At 52.0% G+C, this 12,822-nt stretch carries 10 protein-coding genes, 1 tRNA gene and 1 pseudogene; 7 read left to right on the forward strand and 5 right to left on the reverse strand.

What is annotated here, in order from left to right; translation table 11 throughout:
* Positions 1-523 precede the first annotated feature (523 nt).
* Positions 524-1,730, forward strand: a pseudogene (locus tag DACE_RS10075) (IS3 family transposase); the annotation flags it as partial.
* On the opposite strand, the gene DACE_RS10080 reads toward DACE_RS10075, so the two are convergent.
* Entirely contained in the window at positions 1,654-2,181 is a 528-nt protein-coding gene (locus DACE_RS10080) for a phage integrase (RefSeq protein WP_006000903.1), read from the reverse strand. The pseudogene DACE_RS10075 and the gene DACE_RS10080 overlap by 77 nt on opposite strands.
* 115 nt (positions 2,182-2,296) lie before the next feature.
* Positions 2,297-2,382, reverse strand: a tRNA-Leu gene (locus DACE_RS10085).
* Positions 2,383-2,553: 171 nt separating this feature from the next.
* On the opposite strand from DACE_RS10085, the gene amrS reads away from it, so the two are divergent.
* Positions 2,554-3,585, forward strand: a complete 1,032-nt coding sequence (amrS, locus tag DACE_RS10090; protein WP_006000905.1) for an AmmeMemoRadiSam system radical SAM enzyme — start codon at positions 2,554-2,556, stop codon at positions 3,583-3,585.
* A 12-nt stretch (positions 3,586-3,597) separates the two neighbouring features.
* Positions 3,598-4,011 (forward strand): hypothetical protein, encoded by a 414-nt coding sequence (locus tag DACE_RS10095; RefSeq protein ID WP_006000908.1) that lies wholly within the window; start codon positions 3,598-3,600, stop codon positions 4,009-4,011.
* 2 nt (positions 4,012-4,013) lie between these two features.
* Here the strand turns inward: DACE_RS10095 and yidD are convergent, their stop codons facing one another.
* Positions 4,014-4,436, reverse strand: coding sequence for a membrane protein insertion efficiency factor YidD (yidD, locus tag DACE_RS17355; protein ID WP_006000916.1), 423 nt, complete (start codon positions 4,434-4,436; stop codon positions 4,014-4,016).
* Positions 4,433-5,752 carry a replication-associated recombination protein A gene (locus tag DACE_RS10105; protein ID WP_006000918.1) on the reverse strand — a complete coding sequence of 440 codons (1,320 nt, stop codon included), beginning with the start codon at positions 5,750-5,752 and terminating at the stop codon, positions 4,433-4,435. The genes yidD and DACE_RS10105 overlap by 4 nt, the downstream gene beginning before the upstream one ends.
* 210 nt (positions 5,753-5,962) lie before the next feature.
* Here DACE_RS10105 and DACE_RS10110 point away from each other — a divergent pair, with 210 nt between their 5' ends.
* The 4 genes from DACE_RS10110 (at position 5,963) to DACE_RS10125 (ending at position 9,643) form a co-directional block, all read left to right on the forward strand.
* Positions 5,963-6,817, forward strand: a complete 855-nt coding sequence (locus DACE_RS10110; RefSeq protein WP_006000920.1) for an NAD(+)/NADH kinase — start codon at positions 5,963-5,965, stop codon at positions 6,815-6,817.
* A gap of 5 nt (positions 6,818-6,822) precedes the next feature.
* Entirely contained in the window at positions 6,823-8,496 is a 1,674-nt protein-coding gene (gene recN / locus DACE_RS10115) for a DNA repair protein RecN (protein WP_006000922.1), read from the forward strand.
* 72 nt (positions 8,497-8,568) lie between these two features.
* Positions 8,569-9,033 carry an N-acetyltransferase gene (locus DACE_RS10120; protein ID WP_006000923.1) on the forward strand — a complete coding sequence of 155 codons (465 nt, stop codon included), beginning with the start codon at positions 8,569-8,571 and terminating at the stop codon, positions 9,031-9,033.
* A gap of 151 nt (positions 9,034-9,184) precedes the next feature.
* Positions 9,185-9,643, forward strand: coding sequence for a chemotaxis protein CheX (locus tag DACE_RS10125; protein ID WP_006000924.1), 459 nt, complete (start codon positions 9,185-9,187; stop codon positions 9,641-9,643).
* An 83-nt stretch (positions 9,644-9,726) separates the two neighbouring features.
* On the opposite strand, the gene DACE_RS10130 is transcribed toward DACE_RS10125, so the two are convergent.
* On the reverse strand, positions 9,727-12,678 hold the full coding sequence (locus DACE_RS10130) for an insulinase family protein (RefSeq protein WP_006000926.1): 2,952 nt from the start codon (positions 12,676-12,678) through the stop codon (positions 9,727-9,729).
* Between the last annotated feature and the right edge of the window lie 144 nt (positions 12,679-12,822).

A 12,822-nucleotide genomic window follows, 5' to 3' on the forward strand; every position in this document is an offset into this window, starting at 1 on the left:
CGAGGTGCGAGGACAACTTGGCAAAGTGTGTTGATACGATTTTGTTCGTGTTTAGTAACTTTTTTAAAAGGAGTGGCTTTGGGGGAGGTTGATGTTTCATCTGGAGCTGTGTTTTCAGCCTCGACCTAGATTGAAAGATTTCACGATCCGATTTATTTTCAATTATTCGAGTTTCATTTCAGACTCTCTTTGAATTTTAAATTCTATTCTGTGTCCCAGAAATGTCCCCAATACGTACACCAAAGAAAAAACAAAAAGGGCTACGCTTTCGCGTAACCCTTTGATTTTATTCTGGTGCCGAAGGCCGGAATCGCCAAATGTCGGCACTCTTAATTCTCTAAGTAAGCGTAATTGTGAAGCTATCTGTCTTGGCTCTGTCAGTAGGCTTTACCGTGATTCGGTTGTCTGTAGCCAAGTTCTAGGCCAAACTTTAACACACCATTAGTCTGTTAGTCACTGCTCGGGTTCTACCCCGAATTTACGGACACTTCAAAAAAGCCTATAGTGGGCTAAAGGAGTGTTTATGTCTAAGAGAAGAAAATTCAGTCAGGAATTTAAACGTGGGGCAGTAGAACAGGCTTGCCAGCCTAATGTCAGTTGCGCTCAGGTTGCAAGAGAACTCGGTATCAATGCCAACCTGCTTTCACGGTGGAAGCGAGAGGCTGAGGCAGAGGGCCGCCATGCCTTTGGCGGGACTGGAAATCCCAGAGATGATGAGGTTGCAGCTCTTAAACGTGAATTAGCCCGGGTAAAAAAGGAACGGGATTTTTTACGCGAAGCGGCAACGTTCTTTGCCAGGGAGTCGTCCTGAAGTATCAGGCGGTTCAACGTTGTCGCAATGAATTTCCTATTCGCTTGATGTGTCGTTGCCTCAAAGTTTCTCACAGTGGTTATTATGACTGGGAGAAAAGATCCCCCAGCACACGACAGATTGACAACGAGCGTCTACTGAAGCGCATTCGTGAAATCCATGAAGACAGCAACGGTGCCATTGGTGTTCCGCGTATGCATGAAGACCTTCGGGAAACCGGAGAGACTGCAAGTAAAAATCGCATTGCTCGTTTAATGGCTTCAGCCGGACTTCAAGGCTGGCCGCGAAAGAAAAAACGAGGTCGATATCACACACCAGTTGTAGTCCCTGCCGATGTTCAGAATCAGTTGCAGCGTGATTTTAAGGCATTGGAACCAGAACAAAAATGGGTCACAGACATCACAGAACTCAAGACCGGCGAAGGAAAACTTTATCTGTGTGTTGTCATCGATCTGTTCAGCAAGTTGGTCGTTGGCTGGTCAATGCACCATCGCCAAGACCGGCAGATGGTGATCCGTGCCGTTGAAATGGCCGTGTGGCAACGTCAAGAAAGTAACCATGTGATTTTGCATTCGGATCGCGGCAGTCAATTTCGCAGCACGGACTACCAAAGATTCTTGAAGGAGAACGCCTTGGTTTGCTCCATGAGTGCTGTTGGTCATTGTGGAGATAACGCAGCCTGCGAGGGATTCTTTGGTGTTCTCAAGCGAGAACGCACAAATCGGATGAGATATCCGACAATGGATGCCGCCAAAGCGGATCTATTCAACTATATTGAACGCTTCCATAATCCACGAATGAGGAAAAGGATTGCTAGACGTGATATGGAGTTTCAGTTGTTTTCAAGCCGTCCGTAGAAACGGGGTATAACCCAGTCTTCTGTCTCGACCAGGTGGCAGCTTCGGCTTGCGAATGTCGCTAACGGGGTTTCTCAGCGCTTCCATTCCCCATTCTTTGCGCGCAACAGAGAATAGGTGGGATAAGACGATTAACTCATTATTGACAGTGATTGGACTTCGATCTTGCAATCGTTCATCACGATATTTGGCGATGTCAGTTCCTCGAATTGATGCTAGAAAGCGAGGGGCTAGGGGGGACTTTCGAAGTATATTGATACGACTTCGCTCTTGTTTTGCGCCTTTTTTAGAAGGGGTGATTTCCTGGAGATATCGCTCTAACGCCTCATCAAGTGTTGTGTTCTCAGCCTCGACTTGAGAGTGAAAGACTCCTCGGTCCATTTCGCTTTCAATCAGTCTTGCCCATTTCTTGGCTTCTACTTCGGTTTCAAAAGTTTTGGATTGAAGTGGATAGCCTTTTCTTCTGATTTTGACTTGCCATTGGTAGGGACCACGCTTTCCAATTGAGGCCATTTACAGACTCCTTTTGAAACGTTAAATTTTACCCAGTGTCCCAAAAATGTCCCAAATGAGCAAGTCTACAAAAACAAAAAGGGCTACGCGTTAGCGTAACCCTTTGTTTTTTCTTTGGTGCCGAAGGCCGGAATCGAACCGGCACGGCCAGAAGCCATCGGTTTTTGAGACCGACGTGTCTACCAATTCCACCACTTCGGCACGAGCAGAACGGATTATAGTGAGAAGCCCTCAGGCGGTCAAGTCTTATCTGCCAGAAAACTTTTTTTCCCAGAAGTGCCGTTTGGACAAATCTTTTTCTTGTTCTAAAAAACTTTTTGTTAAACTTTTTACGTTAAGATATCGACGCGAAGAGTAGACGTGGAGGATGTCATGCGTGAAGCCATGTTCTGGAGTCCATTGGAGGGCGGGCAGGTTCGTTGTGAGCTGTGCCGATTTCATTGTGTGATTGGTGCTGGGCACCGTGGCCGTTGCCGGGTGCGGGAAAACAGAGACGGAGTTCTCTACTCCCTCAACGATGGTTTAGCGATTGCTGCCCATATCGATCCGATTGAGAAGAAGCCGTTGTTCCATGTTTTACCGGGATCACGCAGTTATTCTATTGCCACGGTGGGGTGCAATTTTCGTTGCCGCCATTGTCAGAACGCCAGTATCTCTCAGCTTGAGTCCGCTCATGCTGCTGTGCGGGGAGACTCTTTACCGCCGAAACAGGTTGTTGGTCTGGCGTTGTCGGCCGCCTGCCAGAGCATTTCTTATACCTATACGGAACCGACGGTTTTTTACGAGTACATGTATGAAACCGCCCGGTTGGCCCGTCAAGAGGGATTGCTTAATGTGATGGTGAGTAATGGCTACATGGCTGAAGAACCTCTGCGCCACTTGGCCCCTTACCTGGATGGTGCCAACATTGATTTAAAGGGATTCAGCGAGTCGTTTTATCGTGAGGTGTGTGGTGCGCAACTGGCTCCGGTACTTGACAGTCTCAAGTTATTTAAGGAACTGGGAATCTGGCTGGAAGTGACGACACTGGTGATTCCCGGCTACAATGATGATGAGGAGCAACTTGGCGGTATCGCCCGATTTATTGCTGAGCAGCTCGATGTCGAAACGCCCTGGCACGTGACGGCTTTTTATCCCACCTACCGTTTGACGAACGTTCCACCGACGCCGGTGGAGAGTCTGGTGCGAGCGCGGAATCTGGGGGAAAAGGCTGGGCTGAATTATATTTACCTGGGTAATGTGGCCAGTGGTCGTGGTGAAGATACCCGCTGTCGTCAGTGTGGTAAAACCTTGATTGAACGGCACGGTTTCCAGGTGGCACGTAATCGCTTGTATCATGGAACCTGTCCCGGCTGCGGGACACCGCTTTCCGGAGTACGACTGGATGATGGCGGAATCAACTGATAGGAGTCACACATGCCTGAACCTTCCGTAGACCGCCGACGGGTAGACGATGGACGTTATGCCAATGACCGTCGCCAAAATCGTACCGAGCGTCGTCAGGGCCCAGATGTCTGGGTTCGCTCGTTGCCCTGGTTTGCTCTGGGAGGCTGGGTTCTGATTGTTATTTCAGTGTTGGGCATCAGCTTTGCCAAACCGCAGACGGTGACGTTTTTCGAGCGGATTAACAATTTGCCGGTGCGTCGTGAATGGGACTACGAGCTGATGAGTTATGTGCTGTGGGTGTTATTTACCGCCCTGTTTTCAGGATTGGTGGGGTTGGTGATCAACGTGACCCGGCGCCGGCGCAAGCACGATATTTTTTATTTCTCTGTGGTTGCCTCAACTCTGGTGGCCGCCATTGGTTTCGTCTGGGTGCTGACCCTTTAAACTCAATCTTCCTGAGATAACCAGAAATCATTGCGATTGAGTGGATCATAAAATCGTTCACGTTCAAAGCCACTTAGCGGCATGGTTTGCTCCAGCGGATTGGTTTCATGCATTAAGCGGTCCACGGTAATGAAACTGCCGAGGATCGGACCGTGTTTGTCCAATGCCTGCAGGGCATAGGCGGAGCAGGTGGGGTACATGGGGCAACGCGGACTGTCAACCACAGAGATATAACGTTGAAAAAAACGGATGCCCTGTACCAGTGGATTAAGGCTATTGTCCTGCGAAGGATGGGGGTGCTGGGCTGATCCGTGATGTGAATGCTCGGGCCAATCCGGCCAATCCCCTTTGGTTGCGAACGACGTTGTCGGCACAATCAGGCTCAGCCCTGCAATGATGAGTCCTGTCCGCCAGGGCCGCTTCATGCATCCTCCTCGTCAGGCTGCTGGGCCTGTTGGCGATAAAACGCCAGGCGCTCCGCCATCACTTTTTCATAACCACGATCAACCGGATGATAAAACTCGCTGCCGTGAAGTTGGTCGGGAAGGTAATCCTGAGCGACAAAGCCTGTCGGGTTGTCGTGAGCGTATTGATAATCTTTACCGTAATCCAACTCTTTCATCAGCTTGGTCGGCGCATTGCGCAGATGCAACGGCACCTCTAACGGACCGCTGCGGCGCACTTCGGCCAGGGCGGTGTCAATGCCGAGATATGAGGCATTACTTTTCGGTGCTGAGGCCAGATAGGTCGTGGCCTGGGCAAGAATAATACGACCTTCCGGCATACCGACAAAATGGACTGCCTGCTGAGCGGAGATCGCCAGTTGCAGGCCGCGTGGGTCGGCATTGCCGATATCTTCCGCCGCAAGGATCACCAGACGGCGGGCAATGAATAAAGGGTCTTCTCCTGCTTCAATCATCCGCGCCAACCAGTACAGAGCACCATCCGGATTGGAGCCGCGCACGCTTTTGATAAACGCGGAAATCACGTTGTAATGTTCTTCCGCCCCTTTGTCGTAACGCAATGCTTTTTGTTGCAATGTCTGAGAGATGGCAGCCTCATCAATGGGCTTTCCTTTGGCTGTTTCCACCACCAATTGCAGGTTTCCCAGTGCGACACGGGCATCCCCCTGGGCCAGTTGCGCGAGGTGGTCAAGGGCCTCTTGGGAGACATCTGGTTTCTGATCGGCTAGCCCGCGCGGGTCGCTGAGGGCACGTTGTAACAGCAAAACAATATCGTCGTGCTGCAGGGGCTTGAGCACAAACACCCGTGCCCGCGAGAGTAGGGCGGCATTGACTTCAAACGAAGGGTTTTCCGTGGTGGCGCCGATGAGGATCAGGTCGCCTTTTTCCAGGGCGGGCAGAAACGCATCCTGCTGTGATTTATTGAAACGGTGGATCTCATCGACAAACAGGATGGTCCGAGTGCCGTACATGGAGCGGTCTTCTTTGGCGCGTGAGACAATGTGACGGATATCCTTGACCCCATTCATAATGGCGGAAAAGAACACGAATCGGCTGCGGGTGCTTTGCGCGATCACCTGGGCCAGGGTGGTTTTCCCCGTGCCGGGCGGGCCCCAGAAGATCAACGAACTAAGCTGGTCGGCTTCGATGATCTGGCGTAATGGACAGCCGTCAGCCAGCAGATGCTGCTGACCAACTACCTCGTCAAGGTGCTGCGGACGCATCCGTTCGGCAAGCGGGGTTTGATCATCGCTGATAGTGCTGGAAAACAGGTCCATAAAGCCTCGAAAAAGAGAGTCAAACCGGTGTGAAAAAATAGTGTAAACAACTTCAGTTTGACATTTGTTCTGAGATGATTTAACAGGATGTTTCAAAACCAGATCCTCGGCACTGTAGCACAGGTGACAGAATGTCCTCAATGTCCCGCTGTGGATGGACTTTGCCGGGGGGCTGTGGTAGATTTTCGAGGCATTGTAATGGGGAATGATATGAAATCAATAGGAATTTATGCCAAACGTAACAACCCCGATGCCGTTCAGGTTGCCATTCAGCTCAAAGCATGGTTGGCCGAACGGGGCATCCGGGTGCTGGTGGAAAGAAAGCTTGCTGCCAACATGGGCGCGGCAGAGGGTGTGCCCAGTCGCGAGTTGCCGCCACTGGTTGATTGTATTGTCGTACTCGGTGGTGACGGGACACTGATCTCTGTTGCGCGTAAAGTGGGTAACCTGGGTGTGCCGATTCTCGGGGTCAACCTCGGTAGTCTCGGTTTTCTCACCGAGATCACGCTGGATGACCTTTATGATGAACTGCAACGGGTGATCAACGATGATTTCGAGATCTCGGATCGCATCATGTTGCAGGCGGCGGTTGAACGCGAAGGTGAGCGCATTGCCGAATACCAAGTGCTCAATGATGTGGTGATCAACAAAGGGGCTCTGGCACGGATTATCGATATGGAAGTGTGGGTCGATGACAGTTATCTGACCACATTTAAGGCGGACGGTCTGATTGTTTCCTCGCCCACCGGATCGACGGCGTATAACCTGGCTGCCGGAGGGCCAATCATCTATCCGGGACTGCGTTGTCTGGTGATTACACCGATCTGCCCGCATATGCTGACTAACCGGCCGATTATCGTGTCGGATGAATCGCTGATTCGCATCATCATGCGTTTCAACGAAGAGCGGGTGTTTTTCACCGCTGATGGTCAGGTGGGGATGGCCATGCAGGCTCAAGACGTGGTGGAAATTTGCAAAGCCGAACAATGTACCCACCTGATTCGCAGTGCCAAGAAGGAATATTTTGAGGTGTTGCGCACTAAATTACGCTGGGGAGAACGCTAACCCGTATGCTGACGGATTTATCCATTAAAAACCTTGCTGTGATTGAACAGCTTCAGGTGAATTTCGGACCCGGATTCAATGTACTCAGCGGTGAAACCGGCGCCGGTAAGTCGATTATCATTGACGCCATGGGCTTGTTGCTTGGCCAGCGCGTGCGCAGTGATCTGGTGCGGACTGGAGAAGAAACAGCCAACGTTGAGGCGGTGTTCTCTCTTCAGCAGCAGCCGGGCGTACGCCAATTGCTGCAGGAGATGGATTTTGACGATGATGACGAGCTGGTAATCCGTCGCAGTCTGTCGCGCCAGGGGAAAAACCGGGTGTACGTGAATGGTGCTATGGCAACCTTGGCCCAGTTACAGCAGTTGACGGCACCGATGCTGGCCATCTTCGGCCAACACGATCAACAACAATTACAGCGGGTGGAGAACCATCTACGCCTTCTGGACGGCTTTGGCCAGTGTCAGGAGCTTCTCGGCGACTATCAGCACCATTATCGTCAGTGGCTTACCCTGCAGAAGCAACTAGAAACCCTACAACAATCAGAGCGCGACCGTGCGGATCGCATTGATCTGCTCAGTTTTCAACATCAGGAAATTACTGCGGCGGCTCTGCAATCCGGCGAAGATGAGGAATTAGCTGCTGAACGGTTGCGCTTGCAGCACGCTGAGCGTCTTTATGCCGGCTGTCAGCAAGGTTATGAACGTCTTTATGCCGATCAGGGGGCGGTGTGCGAACAGCTCGGCTCTGTTAATCAGGTGCTCGAAGGGCTGGTCGAGGTTGAGCCGAAATTACTGGGGCCGGTTGAAGCCATGCGTGATGCCCTGTTTGGTTTGGAAGATGCCGCCGGCCAATTGCGTCAGCTTGCCGATGATGTTGTGTTCGATGAACAGCGCCAGGCTGAGGTGGAAGAACGTCTGGCCCTGATTACAACTCTGCAGCGCAAGTATCACGCCGAGATTGACGGAATTCTCGCCTATGCCGATGACATTGAGCAGGAGTTGGAACAGTTGCGCAACAGTGCGGCGACCATGGAGCAACTTGAAGCACAGATTGGCGAAGTTCACAGCCAGATGATGACCATGGGGCAGAAACTCACATCGCTGCGTCAGCAGGCTGCACAGAGCTTGAAGCAAGCCATGGAGGAGGAACTGGCCGGTCTGGCCATGGCCAATGCCTGCTTTGAAGCGCGGTTGACTACATGTGAAGCGGGTTTGTTAGGGCTGGAGAAGGCTGAGTTTTACTTTTCGGCCAACCCCGGTCAGGAGCCGCGCCCGTTGTCGTCAACAGCTTCGGGTGGTGAACTGTCACGCATTATGCTGGCACTGCGTAAAGTGGCGCCACGTGCCGACAGTCTGACGACCATGATTTTCGACGAAGTTGATGCCGGGATCGGTGGGGTTGCTGCCTCTGCCGTCGGTGAACGGTTGTGCGCTGTGGCCGAAGGCCATCAGGTGCTGTGTATTACCCATCTACCGCAAGTAGCAGCTTATGCCGATGTGCAGTACCGGGTGGAAAAACTGGTTGAGAACAATCAGACCTCAACGCGGCTGGTGTGTCTCAATGACGAGGAACGGGTTCAGGAACTCGCCCGTATGCTTGGCGGCGCTCAGCTCAGCAGCCAGACGGTCAGTCATGCGCGTGACTTGTTGCAGCGCAGTCGACGTCCGTCGTTGTTTTAATTGCTTTCTGAGTTATCAGGGAGCTGGGGCGTTCTGGACGAAAAAGGTACGAACGGTCCTTAAGGAGAGATCATGATCAGAAAAGCCTGCATCGCTGATGCCCCAATTATCCATAAACTGTTGGCTGAACATGCCGGCAAAGGAGCGATGTTGTCACGTTCCCTCGCTGAAATTTATCAGGCTATTCGCTCTTTTTACGTCTTGGAAGAGCAGGGGGAAGTTTTGGGGACGGTCAGTTTACAGGTCTGGTGGGCTGATCTTGCAGAAGTTCGTTCGCTGGTGGTTTCTGAACGTTTGTCTGGACGCGGCTGTGGCCGCCAGTTGGTTCAGGCGTGTATTGACGAAGCCTGTCAACTGGGGTTGAGCCGGTTGTTTGCTCTGACCTACCAAGAACAATTTTTTGCCCGGCTGGGCTTTAGTCTGATTGAAAAAAGTGAGTTGCCGCATAAAATTTGGGGCGATTGTATGAAATGCTCCAAGTTTCCTGACTGCGATGAGGTTGCCATGGCTATGAGGTTGCCACCGGCGTCTCATTGAAAAGAGTCCGCTGCGTTAAAAAAATGATGTTATTTCTCATTTAGGGACTGGTTGGCCTGCTAATGTTGTGATATTTTTTAATTCTTTAGAATAGACATATGACATGTAATGCACTTACTGATCAAAAGCCCGAGCCGAAGGAGAGTCGATCTTGGATTTAGAACAGATGACCATAGATTCCACGCGGGAAGTGTTTGAAACGATGATAATGCTCGAGGTGACTCCTCAGCCTGCAATGCCGGTATTGGTCAGCAACTTTACCGATTCGGTCTCTGGCATGGTTGGCCTGGCTGGGAGCTGCAAGGGGATGATCGCTATCCATGCTCCTGATGATGTGGCGATGGATATTACTACCCGTTTTCTTGGTCTCGATGTGGACGAAGTCAATGAGGATGTGACCGATGCGTTCGGTGAGTTGGCTAACATGCTGGCCGGAAACATTAAGATGGTTCTTGATGAATCGGGAAAAGACATCACCCTGTCGGTGCCTTCTTATGTGTTTGGTGCTGACTATCATGTTGAGTGTACGGCCGAAGCCGATTGGGTTATGGTTCCGTTTGAATCGGATTCCGGTGAATTTCTTGTCCAATTACAGATTGAAAAAAGCTGATTTACTCAGCTCTGCTGATGCATGAAAAACGCCCCGACGGCAGTCCGTCGGGGCGTTTTTTCGTCCTGAAATCGGTCGCTGTTTTACAACCGGACAATCTCCATATCTGGCAACTGTTCTTGTGCCTGACGCAGAATCTCATCGTTGGACAGGATCGACACCGGGCTTTCAGCCAGTTTGTCGGTCAGATATATTTGTGCAACGTTGATCAGTTGCTCTTTGGTGACCGCCAGCAGGCGTTGACGGAATTGCTGGCGAATTTCAAGGGTCATCCCCTGCAGCGCATTGGCAAACTCATGGGCGCCAACACCGCCTGGAGACAGGGGCCGATCAATGGCGCTGAACACGGCAAGAACCGCTTCCTTGATCTTTTCCTGATCAAAATCACCGGACTGAACCCATTGCAGTGCCTGCTCATAAACGTCGAGAGTGCGTGACAAGTGCGGGTCTCGATAGGAGAGCATGGAGAACACACCTGCCTCACTGTTGCTGTTAGCCATGCCGCCGTAAGCACCGCCTTTTTCACGGATCTCACGGTGGAGGAAGTTGGCTTTGAGCAAGGCCGCAAGAATCTTTAGTGCAGCCGCATCTTCATGGACCAACGGCACGGTACGGAACACCCGTGTCACATAGGAGACCGGAATAGATGTTGCCCAGCCGAGTTGAACGGCCTGCGGAGTGATTGTGGCCGCGGTTGTCATGGCGTCCTGATGCCCAAGGCCGGGCAGGCGTTCCAGAAGGTGTTGCATGGCGTTGCGGTTTGATTCTAAATCGTCCTGTTCCGCAGTGATGGCGGCGTGTACCGAGTCACTGTGCAACAACTGCTTGGCAATTTTTTGCATTTTGGCGGCTAGATCTGTCAATTGGTCGGCCTTGAGTTTGGCAATCTCTTTGACCTGCTTAAACTGGGTCAGCCCTGACCACTGTTCACGGCATTGGCCCGCCGCAGTCAGATGACCGGCGGCAGCGCGGGCCGCATAGCTGTGGCCCGAACCGGGGATGGCATTTTCCCAAGAGGTCTTGATTTGTCCGATCACTGTGGCCAGGCGCTCCAGGTCTGTGAAATCAGCACTGGTGGCGACATCGGCCAGGATTTCTGCCAGGTTGTCAACATTGCGGATCAGGGCTTTGCCGCGTAAACGCAGCAGCGGCTGGTACTGGTCAAGGGAGGCAATGTCATCGAGAATTTCAACTGACGCCCGAATGCCGCCGGTGCCCGCTTCAATGCGCTCGGCCATCTCCAGATAACTGTATTTTCCGGCACCGATCTGGGTCAGCAGGCTGCTGAACAATGGCAGATACGGATGTAGTTCTGCATCCACGCCACTCACTGGAAAGTAGAGATTGAAATAGGCCAGTCCATTGGTTGGTTGCGGATAAAACGTGACTTCATGGTCGCCCACAGCCAGTGTTTCACTGGCAATTTCAGGCTCTTTGGGGTCAATGTCGCTCAGTTCCAGGGAGGGCAAACAACTGACGTCCTCTTTTTCCTCCTGCGCCTGTTGCAGGGTTTGCGCCTGATCAATGAGGTTTTGGCGGTCATTGTCCGTCAAGCGGGCCTCAAGGGCTTTAAGGCGCTGTTGCTCCTTTTGCTCCATCTCTTTGGTCAACGTCGGGTCCGGATGTAGACACAAATTGACCCGGTGTGGGTTGTCGAGCAGCCAAGTGCGGATCAGGTTTTCAAAGAACGGGCCGTCATCGAGTTCTTTGCGCAATCTGGTGAGGTTTTCGTCGAGCTGCAGAGGGGAAACCGGATCATCGCAATGCAACCACGGGCCGAGGATGCGCATCATCATCATAATAGCGTAGGGATAACTGTCGCCACTGACTTCCCGGTTGACCAGTTCCAGGCGGTGGATGGCCGCATCAATGCGTTCGCGACTGAATCCGTCGTCGGCAATTTTTCGGAGGGTCTCAAGGACCAGGTTTTCAATCTGGTCTGATTTGTCTTCATCCGTTCCTTGCAGGCCAACGGTAAAACAGGTGGAGCGGTAGTCATCGTGGTAACCACAGCCCGGCGTAAGGTTGGTGCCAAGGCCGGAGTCGAGCAACGCCTTGTACAGCGGTGACGCCGAATTGCCGAGCAGCAATTGAGACAGCAGTGTAAGGCTGAGACGTGTATAGCTGTCGGAGATGTCACTGCATAGCCAGCTCAGGTGTACCATGCTTTTGCCGGTCAACTCCTCCTGTTCGTCAATGGGAAACGGTTCCTTGACCGTCAGTGGCGCAGTGAAGCGTTGTTCCTGAGGGACCTCACTGTTAACCGCGCGAGCCTGGAATTGGCTGAGAACCTTTTCCTCAATGACCTCGAGGTGATCGGCCAGTGGGAAGTTGCCGTAGGTGAAAAAGCAGGCATTGCTGGGATGGTAGAACTCGGCGTGAAAATCACGCAACTGCTGCCAGCTTAAGTCGGGAATATCTTCCGGTTCGCCACCGGAGTTGTGGTGGTAACAGGTCGTGGGATAAAGATGCCGGGTGGTGCGGCGTGACAACAGGGAGGATGGGTCGGCCATGGCGCCCTTCATCTCGTTAAACACCACGCCTTTGAACGTGAGTCCCGACGTCGGGTCGTCACTCTGAGCAAACTCCAGACGGTGACCCTCCTGAGCAAAATCGCGTTCGCGCAGCAATGGGAAAAACGCCGCGTCCAGATAAATATCCAGTAAGTTATAGAAGTCTTTATGGTTTTGACTGGAAAACGGGTAGCAGGTCCAGTCACTGGCGGTAAACGCATTCATAAAGGTATTCAAGCTGCGTTTGAGCATGGTGAAAAACGGATCACGGACCGGAAAGTTCTTCGAGCCACACAGCGCGGTGTGTTCAAGGATGTGGGCAACCCCGGTTGAATCGGAAGGTGGCGTTTTAAAGGCGACGGCAAACAGGTTATTGGTATCTTCATTTTCAATATGAACCAGGCGTGCACCGGTCACGTTATGACGAAGTTGCAGCAGGGTCGCATTCAATTCCGGTAGATCAGTGGTGCTGACCAGAGTGAATGCGGCGGGAATGGCTTGTGTGCTGTTGGTGTCGGTCATAAAAAATCACGTCCTTTGTTGGGGATCAAAGTGAACTGAAAGCCGTGAGTGGCTTGTTGTGTGAGGAGTCTAGTGAAGAGAGTGGCGTAGGAAAAACGCCGGATCATCGTACTCAAAGACTCTACAGTGAAAAATACACTATAA

Source organism: Desulfuromonas acetoxidans DSM 684, from assembly GCF_000167355.1.
In the GTDB taxonomy this organism is placed as follows: domain Bacteria; phylum Desulfobacterota; class Desulfuromonadia; order Desulfuromonadales; family Desulfuromonadaceae; genus Desulfuromonas; species Desulfuromonas acetoxidans.